The sequence below is a fragment of the Microbacterium sp. 1.5R genome (assembly GCF_001889265.1).
Taxonomy (GTDB): domain Bacteria; phylum Actinomycetota; class Actinomycetes; order Actinomycetales; family Microbacteriaceae; genus Microbacterium.
In genome coordinates, this window is sequence record NZ_CP018151.1 from 3,506,407 (window position 1) to 3,532,338 (window position 25,932).

The 25,932-nt window shown below is 68.9% G+C and carries 27 protein-coding genes and 1 pseudogene; 16 read left to right on the top strand and 12 right to left on the bottom strand.

Annotated elements, in window-relative coordinates:
- Positions 1–7: 7 nt before the first annotated feature.
- Positions 8–1,081 (bottom strand): histidinol-phosphate transaminase, encoded by a 1,074-nt coding sequence (locus BMW26_RS16795; RefSeq protein WP_198032353.1) that lies wholly within the window; start codon positions 1,079–1,081, stop codon positions 8–10.
- Between the two features lie 52 nt (positions 1,082–1,133).
- On the opposite strand from BMW26_RS16795, the gene BMW26_RS16800 reads away from it, so the two are divergent.
- On the top strand, positions 1,134–1,538 hold the full coding sequence (locus BMW26_RS16800) for a phage holin family protein (protein ID WP_053098140.1): 405 nt from the start codon (positions 1,134–1,136) through the stop codon (positions 1,536–1,538).
- Between the two features lie 27 nt (positions 1,539–1,565).
- Here BMW26_RS16800 and BMW26_RS16805 read toward each other — a convergent pair whose 3' ends face one another.
- Complete coding sequence (locus BMW26_RS16805; RefSeq protein WP_072592105.1) at positions 1,566–2,843, bottom strand: hypothetical protein; 1,278 nt, start codon at positions 2,841–2,843, stop codon at positions 1,566–1,568.
- Positions 2,840–3,103, bottom strand: coding sequence for a hypothetical protein (locus tag BMW26_RS16810; RefSeq protein WP_072592106.1), 264 nt, complete (start codon positions 3,101–3,103; stop codon positions 2,840–2,842). The genes BMW26_RS16805 and BMW26_RS16810 overlap by 4 nt, the downstream gene beginning before the upstream one ends.
- A gap of 230 nt (positions 3,104–3,333) precedes the next feature.
- Here BMW26_RS16810 and BMW26_RS16815 point away from each other — a divergent pair, with 230 nt between their 5' ends.
- Positions 3,334–3,810, top strand: a complete 477-nt coding sequence (locus BMW26_RS16815; RefSeq protein ID WP_230100954.1) for a low molecular weight protein-tyrosine-phosphatase — start codon at positions 3,334–3,336, stop codon at positions 3,808–3,810.
- Positions 3,807–5,189, top strand: coding sequence for an adenylosuccinate lyase (purB, locus tag BMW26_RS16820; protein WP_072592107.1), 1,383 nt, complete (start codon positions 3,807–3,809; stop codon positions 5,187–5,189). The genes BMW26_RS16815 and purB overlap by 4 nt, the downstream gene beginning before the upstream one ends.
- A 241-nt stretch (positions 5,190–5,430) precedes the next feature.
- Here purB and BMW26_RS16830 read toward each other — a convergent pair whose 3' ends face one another.
- The 3 genes from BMW26_RS16830 to BMW26_RS16840 form a co-directional block, all read right to left on the bottom strand.
- Positions 5,431–6,864 (bottom strand): MFS transporter, encoded by a 1,434-nt coding sequence (locus BMW26_RS16830; protein WP_072592108.1) that lies wholly within the window; start codon positions 6,862–6,864, stop codon positions 5,431–5,433.
- 85 nt (positions 6,865–6,949) lie between these two features.
- Positions 6,950–7,303 (bottom strand): hypothetical protein, encoded by a 354-nt coding sequence (locus BMW26_RS16835; RefSeq protein WP_053098147.1) that lies wholly within the window; start codon positions 7,301–7,303, stop codon positions 6,950–6,952.
- A complete protein-coding gene (locus BMW26_RS16840; RefSeq protein WP_053098148.1) occupies positions 7,300–7,950 on the bottom strand; it encodes a hypothetical protein in 651 nt (216 codons plus the stop codon). The genes BMW26_RS16835 and BMW26_RS16840 overlap by 4 nt, the downstream gene beginning before the upstream one ends.
- Before the next feature lie 304 nt (positions 7,951–8,254).
- Here BMW26_RS16840 and BMW26_RS16845 point away from each other — a divergent pair, with 304 nt between their 5' ends.
- Positions 8,255–9,163 carry a hypothetical protein gene (locus BMW26_RS16845; RefSeq protein ID WP_056275446.1) on the top strand — a complete coding sequence of 303 codons (909 nt, stop codon included), beginning with the start codon at positions 8,255–8,257 and terminating at the stop codon, positions 9,161–9,163.
- A 33-nt stretch (positions 9,164–9,196) separates the two neighbouring features.
- Here BMW26_RS16845 and BMW26_RS16850 read toward each other — a convergent pair whose 3' ends face one another.
- Positions 9,197–10,033 carry a sulfurtransferase gene (locus BMW26_RS16850; RefSeq protein ID WP_072592109.1) on the bottom strand — a complete coding sequence of 279 codons (837 nt, stop codon included), beginning with the start codon at positions 10,031–10,033 and terminating at the stop codon, positions 9,197–9,199.
- A 134-nt stretch (positions 10,034–10,167) separates the two neighbouring features.
- On the opposite strand from BMW26_RS16850, the gene BMW26_RS16855 reads away from it, so the two are divergent.
- Genes BMW26_RS16855 through BMW26_RS16865 form a run of 3 tightly spaced genes read left to right on the top strand, consistent with a single transcriptional unit; the run spans position 10,168 to position 12,232 of the window.
- Positions 10,168–11,055, top strand: a complete 888-nt coding sequence (locus BMW26_RS16855; RefSeq protein ID WP_053098151.1) for a DMT family transporter — start codon at positions 10,168–10,170, stop codon at positions 11,053–11,055.
- A gap of 44 nt (positions 11,056–11,099) precedes the next feature.
- Positions 11,100–11,759, top strand: a complete 660-nt coding sequence (locus tag BMW26_RS16860) for a GTP cyclohydrolase II (protein WP_072592110.1) — start codon at positions 11,100–11,102, stop codon at positions 11,757–11,759.
- Entirely contained in the window at positions 11,759–12,232 is a 474-nt protein-coding gene (locus BMW26_RS16865) for a MarR family winged helix-turn-helix transcriptional regulator (RefSeq protein ID WP_053098153.1), read from the top strand. The genes BMW26_RS16860 and BMW26_RS16865 overlap by 1 nt, the downstream gene beginning before the upstream one ends.
- Position 12,233: 1 nt before the next feature.
- On the opposite strand, the gene BMW26_RS16870 is transcribed toward BMW26_RS16865, so the two are convergent.
- Entirely contained in the window at positions 12,234–13,106 is an 873-nt protein-coding gene (locus BMW26_RS16870; RefSeq protein ID WP_198032420.1) for an aldo/keto reductase, read from the bottom strand.
- A 92-nt stretch (positions 13,107–13,198) separates the two neighbouring features.
- On the opposite strand from BMW26_RS16870, the gene BMW26_RS16875 reads away from it, so the two are divergent.
- Both BMW26_RS16875 and BMW26_RS16880 read left to right on the top strand, forming a co-directional pair.
- A complete protein-coding gene (locus BMW26_RS16875) occupies positions 13,199–14,086 on the top strand; it encodes a helix-turn-helix transcriptional regulator (protein WP_053098155.1) in 888 nt (295 codons plus the stop codon).
- A 57-nt stretch (positions 14,087–14,143) separates the two neighbouring features.
- On the top strand, positions 14,144–14,500 hold the full coding sequence (locus BMW26_RS16880) for a helix-turn-helix domain-containing protein (protein ID WP_053098156.1): 357 nt from the start codon (positions 14,144–14,146) through the stop codon (positions 14,498–14,500).
- 205 nt (positions 14,501–14,705) lie between these two features.
- Here the strand turns inward: BMW26_RS16880 and BMW26_RS16885 are convergent, their stop codons facing one another.
- Both BMW26_RS16885 and BMW26_RS16890 read right to left on the bottom strand, forming a co-directional pair.
- Positions 14,706–15,299 (bottom strand): ClpP family protease, encoded by a 594-nt coding sequence (locus BMW26_RS16885; RefSeq protein WP_053098157.1) that lies wholly within the window; start codon positions 15,297–15,299, stop codon positions 14,706–14,708.
- Complete coding sequence (locus tag BMW26_RS16890; protein ID WP_053098158.1) at positions 15,296–15,910, bottom strand: ClpP family protease; 615 nt, start codon at positions 15,908–15,910, stop codon at positions 15,296–15,298. Before BMW26_RS16890 ends, BMW26_RS16885 begins: the two co-directional genes overlap by 4 nt.
- 169 nt (positions 15,911–16,079) lie before the next feature.
- Between BMW26_RS16890 and BMW26_RS16895 the strand changes: the two genes are divergently transcribed.
- Both BMW26_RS16895 and BMW26_RS16900 read left to right on the top strand, forming a co-directional pair.
- Complete coding sequence (locus BMW26_RS16895) at positions 16,080–16,547, top strand: acyl-CoA thioesterase (protein ID WP_072592111.1); 468 nt, start codon at positions 16,080–16,082, stop codon at positions 16,545–16,547.
- A gap of 191 nt (positions 16,548–16,738) precedes the next feature.
- Positions 16,739–18,448 (top strand): AMP-binding protein, encoded by a 1,710-nt coding sequence (locus tag BMW26_RS16900; RefSeq protein WP_072592112.1) that lies wholly within the window; start codon positions 16,739–16,741, stop codon positions 18,446–18,448.
- Positions 18,449–18,455: 7 nt separating this feature from the next.
- Here the strand turns inward: BMW26_RS16900 and BMW26_RS16905 are convergent, their stop codons facing one another.
- Positions 18,456–18,848, bottom strand: coding sequence for a hypothetical protein (locus tag BMW26_RS16905; RefSeq protein WP_157557456.1), 393 nt, complete (start codon positions 18,846–18,848; stop codon positions 18,456–18,458).
- Positions 18,849–18,967: 119 nt separating this feature from the next.
- Positions 18,968–20,440: an MATE family efflux transporter gene (locus BMW26_RS16910; protein ID WP_072592114.1), complete on the bottom strand. Its 1,473-nt coding sequence runs from the start codon at positions 20,438–20,440 to the stop codon at positions 18,968–18,970.
- A 146-nt stretch (positions 20,441–20,586) separates the two neighbouring features.
- On the opposite strand from BMW26_RS16910, the gene cycA reads away from it, so the two are divergent.
- From cycA to BMW26_RS16935, 5 genes and pseudogenes are all read left to right on the top strand, one after another.
- Positions 20,587–22,047: a D-serine/D-alanine/glycine transporter gene (gene cycA / locus BMW26_RS16915; RefSeq protein ID WP_072592115.1), complete on the top strand. Its 1,461-nt coding sequence runs from the start codon at positions 20,587–20,589 to the stop codon at positions 22,045–22,047.
- Positions 22,048–22,231: 184 nt separating this feature from the next.
- Positions 22,232–23,112 (top strand): annotated as a pseudogene (locus BMW26_RS16920) (aldo/keto reductase).
- A gap of 31 nt (positions 23,113–23,143) precedes the next feature.
- Positions 23,144–23,797 (top strand): IMPACT family protein, encoded by a 654-nt coding sequence (locus tag BMW26_RS16925; RefSeq protein ID WP_072592116.1) that lies wholly within the window; start codon positions 23,144–23,146, stop codon positions 23,795–23,797.
- A gap of 51 nt (positions 23,798–23,848) precedes the next feature.
- Positions 23,849–24,778: a J domain-containing protein gene (locus tag BMW26_RS16930; protein ID WP_053098165.1), complete on the top strand. Its 930-nt coding sequence runs from the start codon at positions 23,849–23,851 to the stop codon at positions 24,776–24,778.
- A 150-nt stretch (positions 24,779–24,928) separates the two neighbouring features.
- Complete coding sequence (locus BMW26_RS16935; protein WP_053098166.1) at positions 24,929–25,921, top strand: LacI family DNA-binding transcriptional regulator; 993 nt, start codon at positions 24,929–24,931, stop codon at positions 25,919–25,921.
- Positions 25,922–25,932: the final 11 nt, after the last annotated feature.

The window sequence follows — 25,932 nt, forward strand, 5'->3', positions numbered from 1 at the left end:
GCGCGGATCAGCGCAGTGACGATGCGACATCGAGCACGCGCGCCACGGATGCCTCCTCGCCCACGGAGATGCGGATGCCGTCACCCGGGAACGGGCGCACGATGAGGTCGGCGGCGACGAATGCGGCGGCGACCTCGTCGGTGCGCTCGCCGGTGGGCAGCCAGATGAAGTTGGCCTGCGAGTCGGGCACGTCCCAGCCCTGCCGACGCAGCCCCTCGAGCAGGCGCGTGCGGCGCTCGACGATCACCGCGACGCGCTCGAGCAGCTCGGACTCGGCGTCGAGGCTCGCGATCGCGGCGTTCTCGGCTGCCGACGTGACGGAGAGCGGGATGCCGGTGGTGCGCGCGGCATCGAGGACCTTCTCGTTGCCGATCGCGTATCCGATGCGCAGGCCCGCGAGTCCGTAGGCCTTCGAGAAGGTGCGCAGCACGACGACGTTCGGATGCCGCTCGAACACCCGCTCGGCGAGACCGTCGACCGCCCCGGGCACCGTCACGAACTCGGCGTAGGCCTCGTCGAGGACGATCAGCACATCGGCGGGGACGCGCTCGACGAACGTCGCGAACTCGTCGCTCGTGATGATCGGACCGGTCGGATTGTTCGGGGTGCAGAGGATGACGGCACGCGTGCGCTCGGTGACCGCCTCAGCCATCGCGTCGAGGTCGTGACGGGAGTCGGGCGTGAGAGGCACCTGCACCCCGGTCGCGCCCGCGACGAGCGGCAGACTCGGATAGGCCTCGAACGAGCGCCAAGCGTAGACGACCTCGTCACCCACGGAGGCGGTCGCGAGGATCAGCTGGTGGAGGATCGAGACGCTGCCCGCAGCCACGTGCACCTGGTCGGGCTCGACGGCGTACCGTGCACCGAGTCGTACGCGAAGGCGGCCGGCGGTGGCATCCGGGTATCGGTTGATGGGCGTCGTGTGCTGCAGCGCCGCGGCGACCGACGGAAGCGGCTCGAACGGGTTCTCGTTGCTCGAGAGCTTGAATGCGTCGGGGCCCGCCTGCTTGCCCTGTCGGTACGGCGCCAGGGCGGCGATGGCGGGACGGATGCGCGGAAGGATCGGGTCGGTCACAGTCATGAGTCTAGATTCCGCGGCGCTCCCGCGCCCCACATGGAAGACTGGACGGACTATGCGCTTCATCATCCGAGTCGTCGTCAACGCGTTCGCCCTCTGGGTCGTGACGCTGATCCCCGCCCTGCAGGTGCAGATCAGGGCGTTCGCGCCGGGCGAGACCCTGCAGCTCGTGCTGACCCTGCTCGCGGTGGCCGCGATCTTCGCGCTCGTGAACACCGTCATCGGCACGGTGGTGAAGATCGTCGCGTTCCCGCTGTACATCATCACCCTCGGACTGATCGGCTTCGTGATCAACGGCTTCCTGCTGTGGCTCACGGCGTGGATCACGAGCGGGTTCGGCTGGGGTCTCACGGTCGGCAGCTTCTGGTGGGGCGTGCTCGCCGCGCTCATCATCTCGCTGATCAACGGTGTCTTCGGCTTCATCCTGCGTCCGCAGAGCAAGAAGCAGCGTCGGGACTGACGCCCGCCGGCGCACCTCGCGCGGCCGTCATCCGACACGCTCGGCCTGATACTCGGTGCGCTCGACCACCTCGGCGGTGTCGAGTTCGCGCCAGAACTCGTGCATCGCATCGATTCGCTGGTCGCTGAGCTCATCGGCCATCTCCGCGGTGTCGATGTACGTGTCGAGGTGGTGCGCGTCGACCGTCAGGTCCCCGAGGGTGTCCTGCGGGGTTCCTTCAGTGAGCAGGGTGATGCTGTCATCCGACCCGGTCCCCTCGGGCGATCCTCCGCCGGCCAGCCCGGAGACCACGTCGTCGGAATGACGCAGCTGGATGATGGTCTGGTCGTCATCCAGGGTCGGCTCGACCGGGCTTCCCGCCGTGATCTGCATCTGCACGTCGAACGGACTCTCCATCGCGAGGTGAGCGGCGACCATGGCCGATTGCGAATGGGCGACGACATCGACCTCATCGCCCGGCTGCGCCCCCGCCGCCTCGAGCGCCTCGATCGTCGCCTGATACGACGCGGATCTCTTCCCGGTGTAGAGCTCGGCGTTGGACTTGGAGTCCCACGGCTGCGCACCTCCCCACGCGACGCTCTGCGTTCCTTCCAGGTAGGCGACGAACTTCGTGGTGCCGTCGGCGAAGGAGTACTTCTCGACGGCGACCTGCGCTCCGACGGCGACCGGCATGCGCCTCAAGGCTCCGGCCAGGCCCGAGGGCGCCCCCTGGGGCGAGGACGTCTTCACCGGCGAGACCGTGACGGGGTCGGCCGTGCCCTGCAGCCTCTCGCCGGGGAGCACCTTGCCGAACCCCGAGAACGCCCCGACGAGCGCCGCGGTCCCGAAGACGTGGTCGTACAGGGCGGGCGTCACGAGGTTGCCCGTGAGGCCTTCGAATCGTCTGGCGCGCCACTGAGCGACGAGGTCGTCGGCCATCTTCGAGATGCGTTCGTCCGACGCAGCAAGACGATCGGCTCGTCGTGTCAGCCGCTGCGCCGTGCTCGGATCGGTCTGCGCGAGCATCTCCGCCTCCGCTCGCAGCTCGACGTATTCGTAGGCATCGGCCATGAGAAGGGTGGACTCGGCGGTCTCCTGGCACTCGGAGCGGAGTCGAGCGACGTGCTCGCCCGACGCCCACAGCCCCACCGTGTCGACGTGCTCGCTGAAGCCAGGAGAGTCGACGATGATCCGATGCGCTCGCATGATGGCCGAACGCGCATCGTCATAACGGGAGGCGACGGCATCGATGCGGTGAGCGACATCGCGCAGCACGTCGGGGTCGACGGCGATCGCTCCCCCGTGGTCGATCGTCAGCCCTGTCATGAGACGTCGATCCGTTCGGCCTCTGACTCACGGCTGCGCATCTCGGATGCCTCGACGCGTGTCCTCCGTCGGAGATCGTCGAGCGAGTGCTGCATCGCGCGCACCCCGTCGGAGTGCCAGTCGGTGTCGGCGGTGAGGACGGCGAGCGATGCGCGCACGTCGTCGAGCGCCTCGACCGCGCTGCGGAGCGCTGCCACGGCGCGGGACTGGGCCCAGGCGGTGTCTGCGGCGCCGGTCTGTGCGAGTGCGAAGGAGTACATGCGCCCAGCATCCGCGATCCACTGCCGCTGCGATGTGCGGACGACCCTCGGATCTCGGGCCTCGTGAGCAGTTGGCTCGGTCGCGGCACCGGTGCAGAACGGGTGCGCCCGACCGGCCCCGGATCTCCGGCATCGCGCGATCGGGCTGCGACCGGCAGAATAGGACGGTGACATCCCCGGATCCCTTCCGCGTGATCTTCGTGTGCACGGGGAACATCTGCCGCTCTCCGATGGCGGAGGTGGTGTTCCGCGATCTCGCGGAACGTCAGGGTCTCGGCTCGCGGATCGTCTCCCGCAGCGCGGGAACAGGCGATTGGCACCTCGGCGAACGGGCCGACCACCGCACTCTCGATTCCCTCAGCCGCCGCGGCTACGACGGCTCACTCCACCGCGCGAAGCAGTTCACCTTCTCCTCCTTCTCGGAGAACGACCTCGTCGTCGCCCTCGACCGCACTCATGAGCGCATCCTGCGCGAGTGGGCCGCCAACGAGGACGAGGAGGGCAAGGTCACCCTGCTGCTCGCCTTCGACCCCGACGCGCACAGCCAGGATGTCCCCGACCCCTACTACGCCGGCGCCGAGATGTTCGATTCGGTGCTCGGTATGATTGAGACCGCGACTCGCGGGCTGTTCCGCCAGCTCGAGCCGGCTCTCCGCCAGCCCCGCACGCCCCGCACTCCCGGGGCCCGATCAGGAGGACTCCCCTGACTTTCCAGCCTTCGCTCCCGCCCCAGCCGCTGAGCCCCCTCGACGGTCGCTACCGCGGCGCCGTCACCGGCCTCGCCGACTTCCTCTCGGAGGCCGGCCTCAACCGCGCCCGTGTCGAGGTAGAGGTGGAGTGGCTGATCGCGCTCACCGACCGCTCGCTCTTCGAGACGAGCCCCCTGTCGGATGCCGACAAGGAGCGCCTGCGCGCCCTCTACCGCGACTTCGGCCAGGCCGAGATCGACTGGCTCGCCGAGAAGGAAGCCGTCACGCAGCACGACGTGAAGGCGATCGAGTACCTCGTGCGCGACCGCCTGTCGGCCCTCGGCCTCGACGCGATCGCCGAGCTCACCCACTTCGCCTGCACAAGCGAGGACATCAACTCCGCGTCCTACGCCCTGACCGTCAAGCGCGCGGTCGAGGAGGTCTGGCTGCCGGGTCTCGACGTCGTGATCGCGAAGCTCCGCGAGCTGGCCGCCGAGCACGCCGACGCCGCGATGCTCTCCCGCACCCACGGTCAGCCGGCCACTCCGTCGACCATGGGCAAGGAGCTCGCCGTCTTCGCGTGGCGTCTCGAGCGCGTGCGCGCGCAGATCGCAGCATCCGACTACCTCGCCAAGTTCTCGGGCGCGACCGGCACCTGGTCGGCGCACATCGCCGCCGACCCCGACGCCGACTGGCCCACCATCTCGCGCGAGTACATCGAGGGCCTGGGTCTGGGCTTCAACCTGCTGACCACGCAGATCGAGTCGCACGACTGGCAGGTCGAGCTCTACGATCGCGTGCGTCACGCCGGCGGGATCCTGCACAATCTCGCCACCGACATCTGGACGTACATCTCGCTCGGCTACTTCGCGCAGATCCCCGTCGCGGGCGCGACCGGATCGTCGACGATGCCGCACAAGATCAACCCGATCCGGTTCGAGAACGCCGAGGCCAACCTCGAGATCTCCGGCGCCCTGCTGGCATCCCTCGGACAGACCCTCGTCACCAGCCGACTGCAGCGCGACCTCACCGACTCGACGACGCAGCGCAACATCGGCGTCGCGTTCGGCCACTCGCTGCTCGCGATCGACAACCTGCGTCGCGGTCTGAACGCCATCTCGCTCTCGCGCGACGTGCTGCTCGCCGACCTCGACGTGAACTGGGAAGTCCTCGCCGAAGCAATCCAGACCGTCATCCGCGCGGAGGTCGTCGCCGGCCGCTCGTCGATCACCGACCCCTACGCACTGCTGAAGGAGCTCACCCGCGGTCACCGCGTGGGCGCCGCGGACCTGGCGGAGTTCGTCGAGGGACTCGAGATCGGGGATGCCGCGAAGCAGCGTCTGCTCGCCCTGACCCCCGCCTCGTACACCGGCATCGCCGAGCAGCTCGCGAAGTAGCGCGAACGCGCGGGTGCCGCTGAGGCATCCGCGCGTTCGGTGCGGGGCCAGAAACGCACCGCGCGCGCGATGCGGGGCCAGAAACGCACCGCAATCGGCCGAATCGGATGCGAAAGTGACCCCGCAGCGAAGCGACCCGCAGCCAAGCGACCCGCAGCCAAGCGACCCGCAGCGAAGCGACCCGCAGCGAAGCGACCCCGCACGAATCTGACCCGGCGCCGGGTCACCAACGCCGTGCGGGCTAGGGGCGGGGTTCTCCGGAGTGCGCGCCCGCCGGGTCCCGCGGCATGAACGCCGCGGCGATCAAGGTGAGCACGGCCACGACGGCGGCAGCGATGAACACCCAGACGGATGCCGAGATGATGGTCGCCGGGTCCTCGGGTCCCGCGCCCTGCGCGATCACCGAGTTCGAGATCGCGCCGAACACGGCCACCCCGAGCGCGCTGCCCGCCGAGCGGGCGAAGGCGTTCATGCCGGTCACGGCACCCCGCTCGCCCCAGCCGACCGAGGCCTGAGCCGCGATCAGCGTCGGGGCGGCGCTCCAGCCGAGGCCGAAGCCCAGGACGAATGCCACGGCGGCGATCGAGAACGGATTGGGCCAGGGAGAGACCACCGCCAGAGCGATCGCCGCGACCGCGGTGATCGACATGCCGGTGAGCGCTGTGCGTCGGAAACCGATCCGCATGTACAGCCGGCCCGCGTTCGCGGCGGCGAGCGGCCAGCCGAGGGTGACCGCCGCGACGGCCAACCCCGACAGCAGCGGCGCGATGCCGATGGACCCTTCCAGATATGCGGGTGCGAAGCTCGTCACGCCGGTCATCAGGGCGCCGATGCCCAGGGAGACGATCGTGGTCGTGAGGATCAGCGGCCGCGCCGCCAGGCGCAGGTCCACGATCGGCTCGGCTGCGCGACGCTCGACGAGGCCGAAGGCCACGAGCGCCGCGGCGCCGAGTCCGAAGCAGACGGCACTGGGGATCGACAGCCACGCCCAGGCGTTGCCGCCCTCCAGCATCCCGAGGATCAAGCCCGTGAGTCCGACCGTGAGCAGCACGGCACCGGCGTAGTCGATGCGATGACGCTGCGTCTGCTTCTCTTCGTGATACCGCCGCAGCAGCATCCATCCCGCGATCAGACACAGCGGGATGTTGACCCAGAAGATCCACCGCCAGGCGTCGAGCTGGGCGAAGATGCCGCCGAGCGCCGGCCCGACGACAGAGGAGATCGCCCACACCGAGGCGATGTACCCCTGCACCTTGGCGCGCTCGGCGACCGTGTAGATGTCGCCGACGATCGTCATCGACATCGGCGCGACGGCACCGGCGCCGAGGCCCTGGATGATGCGGAACACGATCAGGGCGGTCATGCTCCAGGCGAAGCCGGAGAGGACCGACCCGAGCAGGAACAGGGCGATGCCGAGCAGGATGATCGGCTTGCGGCCGACGGTATCGGCGAAGCGCGAGTAGATCGGCACGCTGACCGCCTGTGCGAGCAGATAGACCGAGAAGAGCCAGGGGAACTGCTGGTAGCTGCCCAGATCGCGCACGATGCTGGGCACCGCGGTCGCGAGGATCGTCGCGTCGATCGCGATCAGCCCCGTGGCGAGCATGAGGGCCCCGAGCACCGGGCCTCGTTCCGACCTGAGTCCGATGGAGGCGCGGTCGATCGAGGCAGTCACTACAGGGACAAGCCGTCGCAGCCCGGGACTATTCCGGTCGCGATGGCGAACCTTGCGATCCGGTCAGGAGGAGCTTGCGATCCGGTCAGGAGGAGGACGTGCGGCCCGGCTTGTCGGCGCCCGGCTCGTCGGGAGTCTCGGGGTCGAACAGCACGGGGCGGTCGACCTTCTTGGTGACCTCGGCCGGGTCGACCACGAGGATCAGCATCGCGAGGAACAGCAGCGTGACGATGAATGCACCGCCGCCGACCACCAGGCCGAGCGCGATCGGCGTGAGGCCGTCGTAGGTGCCGTTCGCGATGGCGTTGTTCACCCGGGCGGTGAAGGCGCCGGTCGACACGAGCGTCACCACCGCGGCGAAGACACCGCAGCCGAGAGCGATGCCCAGCAGGTGCAGCGGGCGCAGAATGTCGCGTCGGGTGGGCTTCTCGTCGCTCATCGCTCTCCTCCGTGCCCGGCGGGGGCGGGGTCGTTCTCGATCGTGGTCCCGGCGGCGACAGCATCCGCTCGCTTCGGGGTCAGACCGGCGATGCCGAGGAAGACCGCGACGATGGCCGCGTATCCGCCGAACATCCCGACGCCGAGGATGATGCCGGTGAGCTCGAACGCACCGGCTCCCTCGATGGCGTACGGCTGCACGAAGCCCGCCGGGATCGCGATCAGGAGCACGGCCAGCAGCAGGCCGAAGGCGCCGAGGGTGATCGAGTCCCGTGCGGTCGCATCGCCGGCTTTGCGAGCACGGAGTCCGACGACGAGCTCGAGGATGCCGGTCGAGACCGCCCAGGCGATCACGACGACGAAGAAGAGGTCTTCGGTACGCCATGCGGGCACACCGGCAGTCATCCCGGCGACGAAGCTCAGCAGGGCGAACACGACGGACGGCCAGCGCTGACCGGCCGGGTAGACGAGCCACGCGGCGACGATCATCACGAGGCCGGTGGTGAGCACGAAGCCGCTGAAGACGGAGAGACCGACGGCCGCCGAGTGATCGGGCGAGAAGGTGATCATCACTGCAGCGGCGGCGGCGAAGAGCGCGCGCAGCAGCTGAAGATGACGCACGGTGAACGCGCGGGCGGTGGCAGACATGAAGATCGAGGGTCCTCCGGGGGTGTTCCCCCCAGTCTACGCGGGGGCGCTGAGTGAGCGCCGACACCGGAGAGGTGTTCGCGGGGCCCGATGGATCTCCCCAGATCGATCATCAGGCCCCGCGACAGAACGCAGCGACGGGGGCGACACTGCGTCAGGCCGAGTGGTCGCGAGGTCGGGCACCCTGCTCACGACTGCTCAGCCGATAGACCCCAGAAATAGCACCTCGTCCCCTACGCGATGCTGGTGTGGTCGTATGCTCACTCTAGGGCTCGATTCTTCACATACCGGAGGGGGTGCTGTGATGAGCATGGAAAGTGGTCTGCGCCGATATGCCGATGTGTTCGCAGCGTCCTTCCGCGACGCGATCAATGCGCGTGGATTGACTCTGGCGCGGCTGCACGAGCAGCTGCGCGCCCGCGGCAACAGCGTGTCCATGGCGACGCTCAGCTACTGGCGGTCCGGAGCTCGGCGCCCCGAGGGCGCCCAGTCGATGGCCGCGCTCGGCGACATCGAGCAGCTGCTGCACCTCGAGCCCGGCTCTCTCACCGCCCTGCTCGGCACCACGAACCGCACCGGTCCGCTCGGACCCAACCTCTTCCCGCTCGACGAGCAGGAGCTCGAGGATGCCGTCAAAGAGGCGTTCGCCGCTCTCGGCGCGGAGTACCCCGACACGTCGCGCGAACTCACGACCCACTCGGTGACGGACGTGGATGCCGCGGGCAACGTCTCGTACTCGATCACGCGCAGCATCGTGCAGTCGACCGTCGGCACCGTCGCGTCGATCCCGTTCCTCGAGATGACACCGGGCATCAGCACTCCCGCGCCGTTCATCGAGGCGGTGGCGGGAGGACGCATCGCTGCCCGGTACTCGCACCCGAACGGCGAGGTGCACGGCGTCCTGTTCGAACTCGACGTTCCTCTGACCGCTCCGAGCACCGCGATGGTCGAGTGGTCGGTCGCCTACCCCCCGGACTATCCGCCCCAGCGCGAGACGGGTCATGCCGTCGCCCGGCAGACCAGGGAGCTGCTGGTGTGGACGCGATTCCACCCCGACGCGCTGCCCGACCGGATCGAAGAGCGCGTCGAGACGCCGGACGGCTCGAAGATCACCGAGCTGTCGCTCGAGGGCCGCAATTCGGTGCACCAGGTGCGACGCGCATTCGGACCCGGACTGCTCGGCGTCGCCTGGAGCTACGCCGACGGGCGCTGACCGCGCCCGTTCGCGGGCTCGGAGCCGACCGACTCACCCGGGCTGATCGCCGACCGCGACCGGACGCCCCGGAGTGTTCGACCACTGGCTCCACGAGCCGGGGAAGACCTTCGCCTCGATGCCGATCTCATCCAGCACCAGCGCGGTGTGCGCCGCCGTGATGCCCGAGCCGCAGTAGGCCGCGACGGGCGTCCCCTCGGTCACCCCGAGGGCGGCGAAGGTCGCCTGAAGGGTATGAGTGTCGAGGATCCGGCCCTCGGCATCCAGATGGGCGGCCATCGGGACGTTGAGCGCGCCCGGAATGTGCCCGGCGATCGGATCGAAAGGCTCGTGCTCTCCCCGATAGCGATCCGGCGCGCGCGCGTCGAGCAGCACACCGGTGTCGACGAACGAGGCGGCCTCGTCGATCGAGATCGCATCGCCGCCGATCTCGTCGAGGACGACGTCGCCGGGCTCGGCCTGCACGTCATCGTCGGCGACCGGAAGGCCGGCGGCCGTCCACGCGCGGATGCCGCCGTCGAGGACGCGCACGTCGACACCGCCCTGACGCAGCAGCCACCATGCTCGTGACGCGCTGACTCCCTTGGCGTCGTCATAGGCGACGACGACGTCACCCCGGTTCACACCCCACCGCCGGGCGGCATCCTGGAGCGTCGCCGTGGAGGGCAGGGGGTGCCGGCCGTCCGAGGGTTCGCCGTGGGTGGCGAGCTCGGTCGCGAGCGGCACGAAGACCGCCCCCGGGATGTGGCCCGCGAGGTAGTCCTCTCGGCCGTCGGGCCGGTCGAGTCGCCAGCGCACGTCGATCACACGCACGGGGGTCTCGGACGTCAGCAGATCGTGCAGTTCGGTGGCGCTCACGAAGTTGCTCATGATCCGAGGCTAGCGAGACGCCGTCCGGATCGCGCACCCGGCCGTATTCCGTCGACATATCGGGCCGATCGGCGATTCGAGACGGCGGTCGGCGCGGCGCTAGGCTCGTCCCGGCCGCGTCGAGAAAGGACAGCATGTCCACTCGATTCCGCTTCATGAGCCTGCGCCGACAGGAGGTCGCCCTCATCGCCGTGACGGCGGTCTGGGGCAGCACATTCCTCCTGGTGCACTGGGCGATGCAGCACTCGGGGCCGTGGTTCTTCGTCGGCATCCGGTTCCTGGTCGCCGGCGCGATCAGCATCGTCATCTTCCGCCGGGCGCTGCGCGGCATCCGCTGGCGCGACATCGGCGCCGGGGTCGCGATCGGCGTGATGATCTATCTCGGATACGGATTGCAGACCGTCGGGCTGCAGACCATCGATTCGAGCACCTCGGCGTTCATCACCGCGATGTACATCCCTCTCGTGCCGCTCGCGCAGTGGGCCGTCTTCCGCAAGCGCCCACCGGCCATGGCGTTCGTGGGCGCCGCGCTCGCGTTCCTCGGACTGCTGCTCATCGCGGGACCCGATGCGTTCGCCCTGACCCTCGGGGCGGGCGAGATCCTGACGCTCATCAGCACCCTGCCCATCGCGGCCGAGATCATCCTGATCAGCGTGTTCGCCGGCCGGATCGACCTCGGCAGGATCACGATCATCCAGCTCCTCACCGCCGGAGTGCTCGGCATCCTCACCATGCCGATCGTCGGCGAGGGCCTGCCCGAGTTCTCGTGGATCTGGGTCGGCTGCGCAGTCGGACTCGGAGTGGCGAGCTGCGTCATCCAGCTCACGATGAACTGGGCCCAGAAGTCCGTGTCCCCGACCCGCGCGACGATCATCTATGCGGGCGAACCGGTCTGGGCGGCCGTGATCGGGCGCATCGCCGGTGAACGCCTGCCCGTCGCCGCGCTGATCGGCGGAGCGCTCGTGGTGCTCGGCATCCTCGCCAGCGAGCTCAAGCCCGTGCGTCGTCGTTCCGCGGAGTAGTGCGCCAGCGGGAATATCGGGGGCGTCGGCGCGTTGCACCCGACATGATTGAAACTTCAACCGTCGTTCCGGTCGCCACAGAGCGGACGCGGGTGCGCGTGCCGATGCGCTTCGCCGACGGGTTCTCGACCACGGCGGATGTCGTCACATTCGACGGACTGATCGACGGCCGCGAGCACCTGCTGCTCGGGCTCGGCGACTGGAGGACCGCCATGGAGCGCGCGGCCGACGGCGGCGACGCACCCCTCGTGCGTCCGCACAGCGAATGCCTGACCGGTGACGTGTTCGGTTCTGAGCGCTGCGACTGCGGCCCGCAGCTGCGTGAAGCCGTCGAGCGCATCGCCGAAGACGGCGGGTTCCTGCTCTACCTGCGCCAGGAGGGTCGGGGCATCGGCCTCTACGCCAAGCTCGACGCGTACGCGCTGCAGGATGCCGGCCTCGACACGTACGAGGCGAACGTCGCACTCGGCCGCGGAGAAGACGAACGCGACTACACGATCGCCGCGCAGATGCTGCAGGCGGTGGGCGTCGACAGCATCCGTCTGCTGAGCAACAATCCCGACAAGGCGGCACAGCTCGACGCCCTCGGCATCCGCGTCACCGAGCAGGTGGCCACCGGCGTGCACCTGTCGGACGCGAACCACCGCTACCTCGAGGCCAAGCGCGACCACACCTCGCACACGCTCGACCTGTCAGCCGCCTGATGAACGCGCAGCTGGCGAGCGAGCGGAGGCTCGACGATGCGGAGATGCAGACGTGGCTGCCGACCATCCGGTTCGTGCAGCTGCTGCCGCAGGTGCTCGATCGCACGCTCAAGGCCGAGACCGGGCTCAAGCACTCGCACTACGCGATCCTGGTGACCCTCGCAGGTCAGGGTGATCGTGCGATCCCGATGACCGAGCTCGCGCAGATCGCCGGGCTCAGCCGCTCACGACTCAGCCACGCGATCGACTCGCTCGAAGACCGCGGCTGGGTGACGCGCACCTCGTGCAGCAGCGACAAGCGCACGCTGACCGCTGCGCTGACGGATGCCGGTCGTGACCTGTTGCGGGCGGCGGCGCCCGTTCATGTGGCACAGATCCGCGAACTGATCCTCGACCCTCTGACCGCAGAGGAGAGGGAGCAGCTCGGCACGATCTCGGCCAAGCTGCTCCCCGGCGTCGCCGCCGCTCTCTAGGTCACGCCTCGGGGATCTCGCGGCCGAAGGTCTCGAGCGTGACGTCCTCGGGCTCGGGGCCACGGCGCACACCGGTGTCGAGCGCATCGATCGCGTCGAGCTGGTCGGCGGTGAGCTCGAAGTCGAAGACGTCGAAGTTCTCGGCGATGCGGGCGGGACGCACCGACTTCGGCAGCGCGGAGCGACCCTGCTGCAGGTGCCAGCGCAGCATCACCTGTGCCGGCGACTTGCCGTGCTCTGCGGCGATGGCCGTGAGCGTCTCGTCGTCGAAGACGGATGCGCCGTTGGGGCGGTAGGCCGTGATGCCGCCGATGGGCGACCACGCCTGGGTGACGATGCCGGCCGCGGCATCCGCCTGCTGCACCTCGCGCTGCTGGAAGTAGGGGTGCACCTCGATCTGGTTGAGCGCGGGGACGATGCTCGTCTCCGCCGCCAGCTTGTCGAGGTGCTCCACCATGAAGTTGCTGACGCCGATGGCGCGCACCCGACCGTCGGCGAGCAGGGTCTCGAGCGCCTTATAGGCACCCAGGGTGAGGTCGAAGCGGGTCGGCAGAGCCTGGTGCAGGATCAGCAGGTCGAGCTGATCGACCCCGAGCTTGCCCGTCGACTTCTCGAACGCGTGCAGGGTCTCGTCGTAGCCGAAATCGCTGATCCAGACCTTGGTCTCGATGAAGACCTCGTCGCGCGCGATGCCGGTGCGGCGGATCGCCTCGCCCACCTCGCGCTCGTTGCCGTACGCAGCGGCGGTGTCGATCAGGCGGTAGCCGGTCTCGAGAGCGGTGCTGACGGCATCGACCGTCTCGTCCGGAGCGGCCTGGAACACTCCGAAGCCGAGGGCAGGCATCTCGATGCCGGTGTTGAGCGTGATGTTCATCGTCATACCTCCAGTGTGCGCGTCCGCTCACACGCGAGGGAGAGTCCACCAGTACCTCCCTTCGTCGCGACAGGGGGCGTACCGTCGCATACATGGACACCCGCAGCGAGGTGCGCGAATTCCTCTCGTCGAGGCGCGACCGCATCACCCCCGACCAGGCCGGCCTCCCCGCATTCGGCGGCAACCGGCGTGTGCCGGGGCTGCGCCGTGAAGAGGTGTCGCTGCTCGCCGGCGTCAGCGTCGACTATTACACCCGACTCGAACGGGGCGATCTGTCCGGCGTCTCCGACAGCGTGCTCGATGCGCTCGCCCGTGCTCTTCAGCTCGACGAGGCCGAGACCGCGCATCTGTTCGATCTCGCCCGCACCGCGAACGCCTCACCCGTCGCCCGCAAGCCGCGCAAGAAGGTCGAGACGCTGCGCCCCAGCATCCTGCGCCTGCTCGACGCGATGACCGAGGCGCCGGCGATCGTGCGCAACAACTACTTCGACTACCTCGCGGCGAACGCGCTCGGCCGCGCGCTCTATGCGCCGCTCTTCACGACCCCGGTGCCGAACAGCGCCCGCTTCGCCTTCCTCGACCCGGCCGCACAGACGTTCTACCCCGAATGGGAGCGAAACACCCAGGAGCTCGTGGCCGCGATGCGCGGCGAAGCGGGGCGCAACCCGTTCGACCGCAAGCTCACCGATCTCGTCGGCGAGCTGTCGACGCGCAGTGAGCGGTTCCGCACCCTGTGGGCGGCGCACAACGTGCGCTTTCACCGCAGCGGTGTCAAGCGCATCAACCACCCGGTCGTCGGCGAGATGGAACTCACCTACGAGGCGTTCGAGCTGCCGGCTGACCCGGGCCTGCAGATGTCGACGTACACGGCGGAGCCGGGAACGGCATCCGCCGACAAACTGCGGATGCTCGCGAGCTGGGCGGCGACCGACGCTGCCGATGGGACCATCGATGCGCCTTCAGAGCGCACCGAGGCCTGATTTCTGCTCTGAGCAGAACCGCTCGAATCGTGCGCTGACGGCGGATTATCGTGAGGCATGGCCGACCTCGTCCCGTTCCCTCGCGCACCTCGCTCTGCCCGCCCTCGTCCCAGTGAGCCCGAGCCCCTATGGCGCCAGATGGTCGGCGATCAGCTGCGCCGTCGACGACACGACCGGGACGAGACCCTGACCGAGACGGCAGGGAACGCCGGAGTCTCGCCGCAATACCTCTCCGAGGTCGAACGGGGACTCAAGGAGCCGTCGAGCGAGATGATCGCGGCGATCGCCGGGGCCCTCGACACCTCGCTGATCGAACTGACGAGCGCCGTGGCCGACGAGCTGCGCCAGGCGACGATGGCGCCGGCATCCGCTGCGGTGTCCGCCACCCGCGGGGCCTTCGCCCTCGCCGCCTGACGGCTCGTCTCGTCTGCCCGCCCGTCTGAAGGTCCGTCTGCAGGTCCGTCCGTCTGCAGGTCCGCCCGTCTGACGGTCCGTCCGTCTGCAGGTCCGTCCGTCTGCAGGTCCGTCCGTCTGCAGGACTTCGGCACGGATGCAGGACCAGAACGGCAGAATCATCCTGCATCCGTGCCCCGATCCTGCAGACGAACGCCGTGGCCCCTCAGTCCGCCCGCTCCCCCAGCACGGTGTCGACCAGACCGTAGTCCCGGGCGGCGGATGCCGTGAAGACGCGATCCCGGTCGGTGTCGGCGCGCAGCTCGCTCAGCGAGCGTCCGCTGTGCCTGGCGAGGATCGACTCCATGTCGGAACGCACCCGCACGACCTCGTCCGCCGCGAGGATGAGGTCGGGGATCGCTCCCCGCGACTGGCCCGCCGGCTGATGCAGCACGATGCGGGCGTGCGCGAGAGCTGCCCGCTGTCCCGGAGCCCCTGCCGCGACCAGCAGCGCCGCCGGCCCGATCGCCTGACCCACACACGTCGTCGCGATCGCCGGACGCACGTGCTGCATGGTGTCGTAGATCGCGAGCGCCGCCCCCGGGTCGCCACCTTCGCTGTTGATGTAGAACTGGATGCCGGAATCCTGGCTGTCGGCATCGAGGTGCAGCAGCTGCGCGATCAACGCGTTGGCGACTCCGGCGTCGATGCCGGTGCCGAGATAGATGACCCGCTCGGCGAGCAGGTGCGAGTAGACGTCCATGACGCGTTCACCGCGCGGATGCTGCGCGATGACGTTGGGGATCGTGTAACCGCTCATGCGCCCGCACCCAGCCCGACCCGGGCCCGACGACGCGGCATGAGATCCGCGAGCGAGGCGACGATCTCGTCGATGAACCCATAGTCCTTCGCCTGCTCCGCCGTGTACCAGCGGTCGTGCAGCGAGTCCTCGAAGATGCGCTCCACGGGCTGTCCGGTGTCGGCCGCGATCAGCCCGAGCACGGTGTCGCGCATGTGCCTCAGGTCGTCGGCCTGCGTCTCGAGCTCGCCCGCCGAGCCGCCGATCCCCGCCGAGCCCTGATGCATGAGGATGCGCGCGTGCGGGAGCGCCCTGCGCTTGCCCCTCGCCCCGGCTGAGAGGAGGAACTGCCCGGCGCTGCACGCGAGCCCGAGTGCGAGGGTCGACACGTCGTTCGGCACGAGGGTCATGAGGTCGCGGATCGCGAGCATCGCCGGCACGGAACCACCGGGCGAATGGATCCACAGGGCGATGTCGGTCGTCGGATCCTCCGCCGAGAGGGTGAGCAGCTGCGTCATGAGCAGCGTGCCGTTGTCGTCGTCGAGGGCGCCGTCGAGCACGAGCACTCGTTCGTGGAACAGTGCCCGGCGGGCCTCGGGGCCGAACTGCGGGATGGGGTTGTCTTCGCTCATGGCCCCAGCATCCGCCGCCGTGTCGGAGTGCGGGCGAGTATCCGCTCGCGGCAGATCGGCCCAGAGCAGATAGGCCCAGAAAAGATCGGCCCCAGCAGATCCACCCGTGCAGATCGGTTCGGCATCCTCGCGTAACACCCCCGACTCACGCGACTCCTACCCTCGAAGCATGGCGAAGCAGAAGACACCCGAGTGGCAGTGGTCCGAAGACGGCATCAACTTCCGCACCCGCAAATGGGTGAAGCCGGAAGACCTCAACGCGAACGGATCGCTGTTCGGCGGCAGCCTGCTGAAGTGGATCGACGAAGAGGCCGCGATCTACGCGATCGTGCAGCTGGGCAATTATCGGGCCGTGACGAAGCACATCTCCGAGATCAACTTCGAGGCCTCAGCCGTGCAGGGCGACCTGATCGAGATCGGCCTGCAGGCCACGCACTTCGGCACCACGTCTCTGACCATGCGCGCCGTCGCCCGCAACATGATCACGCGCAAGCGCATCCTCACGATCGAGAAGATCGTTTTCGTGAGCCTGGACGACGACGGGATGCCGACGCCGCACGGATACGACGAGATCACGTACAACCGCGATCGGATGCCGACCGAGCGCATCGCCACGGGGACGATCCGTCTGCCCTAGCCGCGGCTCCCGCCCGCTCGTCCGCCCGTGTTCGGGCCTCCGTTCAGGAGGAGATCCCTCGCACCGAAGGACCAGGCAGTGGATTCGGTCCTTCTGAGCGAGGGATCTCCTTCCGCACGTGCGGGGGTCAGAGGCCGGCGTCTGCGCTCGGTGCGAGGATGGAACACGTCTGCCGAGCAAAGGAGCCCAGAATGAGCCGCAGCGCCACCGCAGCCACGACCGCGATCAGAGAGATGCGCGACTTCCTGTTCGCGAACGCGACGGACTACGCCGCGGCACGCGAGGGGTTCGCCTGGCCTGCGCCCGCTGAGTTCAACTTCGCGCTCGAATGGTTCGATGTGATCGCCGGCGAGTCGCCCGACCGCCCGGCGGTGCAGATCGTGTCAGCCGACCTCAGCCTCGAGTCGTGGACCTACGGCGAGCTGTCGAACCGCTCCGACCAGGTCGCCGCCTGGCTCACAGGACTCGGCATCGGGCGCGGCGACCACGTCATCGTGATGCTCGGCAACGCCATCGAACTCTGGGAGGTGATGCTCGCCATCACCAAGGTCGGCGCGGTGTCGATCCCCACCTCGACGCTGCTCTCGGCATCCGACCTGGCCTACCGCGTCGACCACGGACACGCCCGCGCCATCGTGACGCTCGGCGGCCTGGCCGAGCGCATCGCCGACATCGACGGCGACGTCCTGCGCATCGGGGTGGGCGAGGGCATTCCGGCCGGGTGGACGCGCTTCGACGATTCCGCCGACGCTCCGACGACCTTCGAGCCCGACGCCGCGACCCCCGCCGATGACACGGCTCTGCTCTACTTCACGAGCGGCACGACCAACCGTCCGAAGCTCGTGCAGCACACCCACGTGTCGTACCCGATCGGGCATCTGTCGACCATGTGGTGGCTCGGTGTGCGCCCCGACGACGTGCACCTGAACATCTCGTCGCCGGGTTGGGCGAAGCATGCGTGGTCGAGCTTCTACTCGCCCTTCCTCGCCGAGGCGACCGTGTTCGTCTACAACTACGACCGCTTCGACGCGAACACCCTCATGCAGGTCATGGACACGCATCATGTCTCGACGTTCTGCGCGCCGCCCACCGTGTGGCGGATGCTGATCCAGGCCGACCTCGGGCGCTTGACCCACCCGCCGCGCGAGCTCGTCGGAGCCGGCGAACCGCTGAACCCCGAGGTCATCGACCGGGTGCAGGAGGCGTGGAGAGGCACGATCCGCGACGGCTTCGGCCAGACCGAGATGACGGCCTGCGTAGGCAACTCCCCTGGTCAGGTCGTCAAGATCGGATCGATGGGACGACCCCTGCCCGGATACCCCGTCGTGCTGCTCGACCCCGCGACCGGTGAGCTCGCCGAGCACGAGGGCGAGATCGCGCTCGACCTGGCGCATCCTCCGGTGGGGCTCATGGCCGGGTACTACGACGACCCCGAGAAGACGGCCGAGTCGCGCGTCGGCGGATACCACCACACGGGCGACATCGCCCAGCGGGATGCCGACGGCTATCTGACCTACATCGGCCGGGCGGACGACGTATTCAAGGCGTCCGACTACAAGATCTCGCCGTTCGAGCTCGAGTCGGTGCTGCTGGAGCACGACCTCGTGATCGAGGCGGCGGTGATCCCGAGCCCCGATCCGACGCGGCTCGCAGTCCCGAAGGCTTACGTGTGCCTGCGCCCCGACGCGGTCGGATCCGACGCCGAGGCCGCGCGATCGATCTTCGCGTACGCCCACGACCGGCTGTCCTCGCACCTCTGGGTGCGGATCATCGAGTTCGTGCCCGAGCTGCCCAAGACGATCTCCGGCAAGATCCGCCGGGTCGAACTGCGCGCGCGAGAGGCCCAGCGCGTGGCCTCAGGAGACGAGGCCGCGCAGCACCGGGATCGCGACTACCGCTGAGTGCGGCTCAGCCTGCGAGCGCAGGCTGACTGCCGGTGCTCGGCGCTTTCGTGGAGCGCGGCGGGACCGTCGGCTCGGGCGCGTCGACCACAGCCTGGATCCGCGCGGCGCGGGCGACCTCACGGGCAGGCTCGCCCGCGTTGACGATCCCGCGTGCGACGGCTCCGATCACCAGCATCGCGACGAGCACGATGCCGGACACGAGCAGCGGCGTCCACTGATTCGCGAACGATGCCGTGGTGCTGAGCATCGCGCTCGGGATCCACAGTCCTACCGCTCCGCCGGCGAGACCCGCCGCTCCGCGCATGATCGCGACTCCCGCCACGATCGCGCACAGCGCCGCGAGCACGGCCCCCACCACTCCGATCGGCACCAGTATCGATGCCAGTTCGCTTGCCACCCTTGACGATGTCATCACGACCCCCCGGTCCGCGGACCCTCCGCATCACCAACATTACGAAGTGTCGGCATTCTGGGCATCCATCTGAAGGATGATGTTCCTCAACCGTGACGCGTTGTTCAGCGGCGCTTCAACCGTGCGAACCGGGACCTCTTGACCACTCGCACCGGCTGGGTGACGACCGCGTCGACGACCATCGAGCCGTCGGTCGGACCGATGATCGCCATCGCCGACGTCTCGGTGGACTCGATCGGGTCGACCGGCATGCGGGCGAGCGACCGGTGAGCGCGCACGTACGCGGGCACCAGCAGCACGATCGCGCCGAGCCAGGCGAGAGGGTTGCTGAGCGCGACGCCCTCGAATCCGATGAGCGCGCCGAGCACGACGGCCGCTCCCACGCGCATCACCAGCTCGATCACGCCCGTGACGGTGGGGATGAGGGTGTGGCCGAGGCCCTGCAGCGCCCCGCGGAGCACGAACAGCACACCGAGGGCCCAGTACCCGCATCCGTTGATGATCAGCATGAGGTGCGCGAGTCGCACGACCTCGTCGGACCCCTCACCGACGAACAGGCGCACCATCGGCGTGCCGAACGCGATGATGATGACGCCGAGTGCGATGCCGGCGGCGATCGCCATCCAGGTGCCCTCGACGACCCCTCGACGGATGCGGTCGGGGCGGCGCCCGCCCAGGTTCTGCGCCGTGTACATCGACGACGCGAGGCCCAGCGACGAGAGGAAGGCGACCGCGAGGCCGTCGACGCGGGATGCCGTCGTGTAGGCCGCGACGGCATCCGAGCCGAGCGTGTTCAGCGCCACCTGCACGGTGAGCGTGCCGATCGCGATGATCGATGCCTGGAATCCCATCGGCAGACCGAGGCGCAGGTGCTCCCTGAAGTCGTCGCGGGTGACTCGCCAGTCGGCGCGACGCAGGTGCAGCATCGGCAGGCGACGGCGCACGAACTCGAGGCACAGTGCGACGGAGACGGCCTGGGCCACGACGGTCGCGAGGGCTGCGCCGCCGACTCCCCACTCGAGCGGACCGACCATCAGGATCACGAGGCCGACGTTGAGCGCGCACGAGACGGTCAGGAAGATGAGCGGCGTGCGCGAGTCGCCGATCGCCCGGATGATCGCCGAGAGGTAGTTGAAGAACATCGTCGCGCTCGCGCCGATGAAGCTGATCTGGGTGAAGACCGTCGCCTCGGGCATGAGCTCGGCCGGCGTCTGCAGCAGCTCGAGCACGGGTCGGGCGATCAGGGGCGCGACGATCGTGAGCACCACGCTCGTGATTCCGGTCAGGATCACGCCGGTCGCGACCGAGCGGCGCACGGCGGCACCGTCACCCGCTCCGAACGCCTGCGCGATGGGGATCGCGAAACCGCTGGTCAGACCCCAGGCGAAGCCGATGAGCAGGAACAGCAGGCTGCCGGTGGCGCCGACGGCTGCGAGGGACTCGACGCCGAGGTGCCGGCCGACGACGACGGCGTCGGCGAACTGGTACATCTGCTGCACGACGTTTCCGAGCAGCAGGGGAATGGAGAACGACAGGATGACACGCCACGGACGGCCCGTGGTCAGAGAGGTGGCCATGAGAGAAGAGGCTCGCAGAACTGGGGGATGATCGGGGGTCGTACCAGGATATCGAATCGATTCGGTTGGATGCCATCCCCGATCGCCAAGTACGGTCGGAAGGATGCCGCAGCGGGACGCGGCACGGAACACCGGAGGTTCGAGCGATGACGACAGAGAAGACAGGCGGATCCGGCGGGGTGGACGGGTCGGCCGACGGCGACGAGCAGCACCTGAAGCGGGCACTGAGCAACCGGCACATCCAGCTGCTCGCGATCGGCGGCGCGATCGGCACCGGCCTGTTCATGGGCAGCGGCAAGACCATCTCGGTCGCGGGCCCCTCGGTCATCTTCGTCTACATGATCATCGGCTTCATGCTGTTCTTCGTCATGCGGGCGATGGGCGAGCTGCTGCTCTCGAACCTCAAGTACAAGTCGTTCAGCGACTTCGCCAGCGACCTGCTCGGCCCGTGGGCGGGGTTCTTCACCGGATGGACGTACTGGTTCTGCTGGGTCGTCACCGGAGTCGCCGACGTGATCGCGATCGCCGGCTACACGGATGCGCTGTTCCCCGGCATCCCGTTGTGGATCCCCGGCGTGCTGGTGATCGTCATCCTGCTCGCGCTGAACCTGCCCACCGTCGCCGCCTTCGGCGAGATGGAGTTCTGGTTCGCGCTCATCAAGATCGTGGCGATCGTGGCGCTCATCATCACAGGTCTCGTGATGATCTTCACCGGCTTCCAGCACGATGCGGGCACGGCGAGCTTCGCGAACCTGTGGGATCACGGCGGCATGTTCCCGCACGGGTTCATGGGCTTCGTCGCCGGGTTCCAGATCGCTGTCTTCGCGTTCGTCGGCGTCGAGCTCGTCGGCACCGCCGCGGCCGAGACGAAGGACCCCGAGAAGAATCTGCCGAAGGCGATCAACGCGATCCCGATCCGCATCCTGCTCTTCTACGTCGGCGCCCTCGTCATCCTGATGGCCGTCACGCCCTGGACCGAGTACGTCGCGGGCGAGAGCCCCTTCATCGCGATGTTCGCTCTCGCGGGCCTCGGCATCGCCGCCACCGTCGTGAACCTCGTCGTGCTGACCTCGGCCATGTCGAGCGCCAACTCTGGCATCTACTCGACCTCGCGCATGGTGTTCGGGCTCGCACAGGACGGCGATGCGCCCCGGCTGTTCGGGCGCCTGTCGAAGCGCCGCGTGCCGCAGAACGCGCTGTTCCTGTCGTGCATCCTGCTGCTGTCCGGTGTCGTGCTGCTCTACGCCGGCAAGGACATCGGCACCGCGTTCGACATGGTCACCACGGTCTCGGCGGTGTGCTTCATGTTCGTCTGGACGATCTTCCTGTGCAGCTACCTGGTCTACCGGCGCCGGCGGCCCGAGAAGGTCGCCGCATCGAGGTTCCGGATGCCGGGCGGCATCTTCATGGTCTACGTCGTGCTCGCGTTCTTCGTGTTCATCCTGTGGGCGTTGACGACACAGCCCGATACGCTGACCGCGCTGCTCGTGACCCCGATCTGGTTCGTGCTGCTGCTCGTCGCGTGGCTGTTCGTGCGGAAGTCGCAGAACCACCTGACCCGGCACGCCGCGCACATCGCCTACCTGCGCGACGACTCGGCGGAGTAGTCGCGACGGCTCGGCGTTCACAATTCAGCATGAGCCGGCCGATTCCTGACGAAACGGCCGGTTCTGCGGTGTCCGGGACTGCTCGTGCTGAATCGTGAACGGCGGCTGCCTGTGGGAGGTTCCGACAGGCCCTCCCTCGGGGCCGTCAGCGCGCGTAGCGTCGGGCCTGACGAAAGGACACGGCATGCACACTCGCACACTCGGACAGGGCCTCGAGGTCTCGGCAGTCGGACTCGGCTGCATGGGGATGTCGCAGAGCTACGGACCCAATCCCGGCAGCCGCGACGAGATGATCGGCGTGCTGCGGTCGGCTCTCGACCTCGGCGTCACGTTCTTCGACACCGCGGAGGTGTACGGGCCCTATGTCAACGAAGAGCTCGTCGGCGAGGCGCTCGAGCCGATCCGCGACCAGGTCGTCATCGCGACGAAGTTCGGGTGGCGCATCGAAGACGGCAAGAGCGTCGGGCTCGACAGCCGCCCCGAGCAGATCCGCCGCGTCGCGGAGGCATCGCTGCGGCGCCTGCGCACCGATGTGATCGACCTCTTCTACCAGCACCGCGTCGACCCGGACGTGCCGATCGAAGACGTCGCGGGCACGGTGTCGGAGCTGATCGCCGAAGGCAAGGTGCGTCATTTCGGGCTCTCCGAGGCCTCGGCATCCACCATCCGACGCGCGCATGCCGTGCAGCCGGTCACCGCGCTGCAGAGCGAGTACTCGCTGTGGACCCGCGATCCCGAAGCGACGGAGACATCCGCGGCACGATCCCCCGCTTCAGCGAGGAGAACCGGGCGGCGAACCAGGCCCTCGTGAGTCACGTCACGGCACTCGCCGAGGCGAAGGACGCATCGTCCGGCCAGATCGCGCTGGCCTGGCTGCTCGCCCGCGAACCGTGGATCGTGCCGATCCCCGGCACCCGCCGCACCTCGCGCATCGCCGAGAACGCGGGAGCGGCGGCCGTGGCGCTCTCGGCAGACGAGATGGCGGATCTCGACCAGCTCGCCGCTCGCGTCGGGGTGCAGGGCGACCGCTACAACCCGCAGCAGATGTCGTTCGTCGACCGGTGAGCCCGCGCCGGCGCTGGGTAGTCTGAGGCGGATGACTCCGCCCCGCAGCTACCCGGCGACGATCGCCGCGCCTGTGGAGCATGAGCTCGTCATCAAGAAGTCGCGATTCATCGCGACTGTCGAGCCGGTCGCCTCAGTCGACGAGGCGGATGCCGTGATCGCACGGCTGCGGAAGCGGTGGTGGGATGCCCGGCACAACTGCAGCGCGATGGTCACCGGACTCCTCGGAGACCAGGCACGTTCGTCGGACGACGGCGAGCCGTCGGGCACCGCGGGCGTGCCGATGCTCGAGGTGCTTCGCAGGCGAGAGCTGACCGATGTGGTGGCCGTGGTGACGCGGTACTTCGGCGGGGTCAAGCTCGGCGCCGGCGGCCTCGTGCGGGCATACTCCTCAGCGGTCTCGGAGGCCCTCGACCTCGCGTGGCCGGTGCACCGGCAGTCGCTCACGCAGGTGATGTTCGACGTCTCGCACGCGGATGCCGGGCGCTACGACAACCTCCTGCGCGACTGGGTGCTGCACCACGGAGCGACGCTCGGCGACGCCCGCTATGCAGCGCTGGCGACGTTCGAGGTGTGGGCGCCGGCGGACGAGGTCGACCGTCTCGTCGAGGACATCGCGGCGGCGTCCGCCGGTTCCGTCGTGCCGGTGACCGGCGTGGAGCGCATCGTCGACGTCCCCGGCTGATCCACAACAGCGCCCGGATATTCTGGATGACGCGATCTCGGAAGGAGAGCGATGTTCGACAGCCCGCTCTCGGCTTCCGCCTACGAGATCCTCGGGGTGGACCCCACCGTCGACGACGGCGAGCTGCGGCGCGCCTATCGTCTGCGACTGCGCCAGACCCACCCCGACACCGGAGGGGACGCGGCCGTGTTCATCCAGGTGCAGCGCGCGTGGGAACTCGTCGGCACGCCCGAGGGCCGCGCCGCCTATGACCGTCGCTCCGGCGCCCACCCCGGCATCCCCGCCGAACCGGAGTGGAACGGCTGGCGGCCGCAGTCGGCGACCCGCACCGACACGCGTCCCCGGGCGCGGTCGTACGGCCACCCCGGCGGATGGCGTCGAGAGCGCTACCTCTCACTCATCCGCGAGTGGGCCGGCCGTGGCGTCGAGGTGCCCGATCCCTACGACCCGGCGCTCGTGCGATCAGCACCGCGAGACCTGCGACGGCTGCTCGCCGATGCCCTCGCGGAAGAGGCGACGGCCCGCACCGTCAGCGCCCTCGGAATGGGATTCACGGTCTGGCACGACGTCGCGACCGGCGCCGACCCCGACGACAAGCTCGACCACGTCGTGCTCAGTCCGTCGGGTCTCTACGGCGTGATGTCGGAGGACTTCGGCGGCGTCGTCGGATTCCGCCGCGGCGAGATCACCGGCCCGAGCCTCGGCACACGCGCGCCCGTCACCGCGGCGCTCGGCCGCATGCGCACCGTCGCGAAGGCCGCCAAGGTGAAGTTCGGCGGTCTGATCATGGTGCTCCCCGACGACGACCTGGCACAGGCCGTCACGCCTCTGGGCAGCAGTCGCGGGGTGCCCGTCGTGGTCGTGCGGCGCAGCGCCCTGGCGATGGTGCTGCGCCAGGGAGTGCCCGGCGCACGAGCGATCGGCGGCAACGAACTGTTCGACGTCCGCACCCGACTGCAGCAGACCGTCACCTTCGTCTGACCCTGGTCGCGCCCTGTCGGCATCCGTCCGGCCCTCTTGACGGGCGTCGTCAAACCGGTTTACACTCGCTGCACCCGCACTGTCAAACCGGTTAAACCGACGCCTGGCGAAGATGCGGACGATCAGCCCGATGTTCCACGAGGAGGTGGCATGAGCCGCACGACGATCGCCGACGTCGCCCGCGAGGCGGGAGTCACCAAGGCCACCGTCTCTCACGCGATGAGCGGCAAGCGCCCCATCTCCGACGACACCAGGGCGAAAGTGCTCGCCGCCGCGGAGAAGCTGAACTGGGTGCCGAGCCAGAGCGCCCGCGCGCTGGCCACCCAGAAGGCCAACGCCCTCGCCGTCGTGCTGGCCCGCGACCCCGAGGTCATCGCGAACGACTCGTTCTTCCCCGCGTTCATCGCCGGCGTCGAGTCCGTGCTGGCCGAGACCGAGACCGCCCTGATCCTGCAGGTGGTTCCCGATCGGGCGGCAGAGGAACGCGCCTATCGCTCGCTCAGCCACGGGCGGGCCGACGGCGCCCTGCTCCTCGATCTTCGGAACGACGACTGGCGCGTGCCGCTGCTCGAAGAACTCGGCCTGCCGGCCGTGCTGGTCGGCGCCTACGAGCAGCCGACCCGCTTCTCGTGCGTACGCACCGATGACGACGCCCCGGTGCGCGAGATCATCGCCCACCTGCGCGCCGAGGGGCATGAGCGCATCGCGCACGTGGCCGGCCCTCTCGACTACGTGCACTCGCGGGTGCGGGCGGATGCCTACATCGACGCCGTGGGCGGAGACGCACTGCTGCGCGAGGGCGACTTCACGGCATCCAGCGGTCGTGAGCGCACCACCGAGCTGCTCGCGCTTCCCGAGCGACCGACCGCGATCCTCTACTCCAACGACACGATGGCGATCGCCGGGTTGTCGTACGCCCGCTCGAGCGGACTCAGCATCCCCCGCGATCTCGCGATCGCCGGCTTCGATGACGACCACCTCTCGGCCCACCTCTCCCCTGCGCTCACGAGCGTCTCGTCGGGTCCTGCCGCACGTGGCCGCGCGGCAGCCCGCCTGCTGCAGGCCGACATCCTCGGCGCCGAACCGCGCACCGAGGTCGTCGACTGCAACGTCGTGCACTTCCGGGAGAGCACCACCCGCTAGACGATCACCCG

Coding starts and splice junctions, on each gene's coding strand:
- BMW26_RS16795 (WP_198032353.1), bottom strand. CDS start 1,081: ATGACTGTGACCGACCCGATCCTTCCGCGCATCCGTCCCGCCATCGCC.
- BMW26_RS16800 (WP_053098140.1), top strand. CDS start 1,134: ATGCGCTTCATCATCCGAGTCGTCGTCAACGCGTTCGCCCTCTGGGTC.
- BMW26_RS16805 (WP_072592105.1), bottom strand. CDS start 2,843: ATGACAGGGCTGACGATCGACCACGGGGGAGCGATCGCCGTCGACCCC.
- BMW26_RS16810 (WP_072592106.1), bottom strand. CDS start 3,103: ATGTACTCCTTCGCACTCGCACAGACCGGCGCCGCAGACACCGCCTGG.
- BMW26_RS16815 (WP_230100954.1), top strand. CDS start 3,334: ATGGCGGAGGTGGTGTTCCGCGATCTCGCGGAACGTCAGGGTCTCGGC.
- BMW26_RS16835 (WP_053098147.1), bottom strand. CDS start 7,303: ATGAGCGACGAGAAGCCCACCCGACGCGACATTCTGCGCCCGCTGCAC.
- BMW26_RS16840 (WP_053098148.1), bottom strand. CDS start 7,950: ATGTCTGCCACCGCCCGCGCGTTCACCGTGCGTCATCTTCAGCTGCTG.
- BMW26_RS16845 (WP_056275446.1), top strand. CDS start 8,255: ATGAGCATGGAAAGTGGTCTGCGCCGATATGCCGATGTGTTCGCAGCG.
- BMW26_RS16850 (WP_072592109.1), bottom strand. CDS start 10,033: ATGAGCAACTTCGTGAGCGCCACCGAACTGCACGATCTGCTGACGTCC.
- BMW26_RS16855 (WP_053098151.1), top strand. CDS start 10,168: ATGTCCACTCGATTCCGCTTCATGAGCCTGCGCCGACAGGAGGTCGCC.
- BMW26_RS16860 (WP_072592110.1), top strand. CDS start 11,100: ATGATTGAAACTTCAACCGTCGTTCCGGTCGCCACAGAGCGGACGCGG.
- BMW26_RS16865 (WP_053098153.1), top strand. CDS start 11,759: ATGAACGCGCAGCTGGCGAGCGAGCGGAGGCTCGACGATGCGGAGATG.
- BMW26_RS16870 (WP_198032420.1), bottom strand. CDS start 13,106: ATGAACATCACGCTCAACACCGGCATCGAGATGCCTGCCCTCGGCTTC.
- BMW26_RS16875 (WP_053098155.1), top strand. CDS start 13,199: ATGGACACCCGCAGCGAGGTGCGCGAATTCCTCTCGTCGAGGCGCGAC.
- BMW26_RS16880 (WP_053098156.1), top strand. CDS start 14,144: ATGGCCGACCTCGTCCCGTTCCCTCGCGCACCTCGCTCTGCCCGCCCT.
- BMW26_RS16885 (WP_053098157.1), bottom strand. CDS start 15,299: ATGAGCGGTTACACGATCCCCAACGTCATCGCGCAGCATCCGCGCGGT.
- BMW26_RS16890 (WP_053098158.1), bottom strand. CDS start 15,910: ATGAGCGAAGACAACCCCATCCCGCAGTTCGGCCCCGAGGCCCGCCGG.
- BMW26_RS16895 (WP_072592111.1), top strand. CDS start 16,080: ATGGCGAAGCAGAAGACACCCGAGTGGCAGTGGTCCGAAGACGGCATC.
- BMW26_RS16900 (WP_072592112.1), top strand. CDS start 16,739: ATGAGCCGCAGCGCCACCGCAGCCACGACCGCGATCAGAGAGATGCGC.
- BMW26_RS16910 (WP_072592114.1), bottom strand. CDS start 20,440: ATGGCCACCTCTCTGACCACGGGCCGTCCGTGGCGTGTCATCCTGTCG.
- cycA (WP_072592115.1), top strand. CDS start 20,587: ATGACGACAGAGAAGACAGGCGGATCCGGCGGGGTGGACGGGTCGGCC.
- BMW26_RS16925 (WP_072592116.1), top strand. CDS start 23,144: ATGACTCCGCCCCGCAGCTACCCGGCGACGATCGCCGCGCCTGTGGAG.
- BMW26_RS16930 (WP_053098165.1), top strand. CDS start 23,849: ATGTTCGACAGCCCGCTCTCGGCTTCCGCCTACGAGATCCTCGGGGTG.
- BMW26_RS16935 (WP_053098166.1), top strand. CDS start 24,929: ATGAGCCGCACGACGATCGCCGACGTCGCCCGCGAGGCGGGAGTCACC.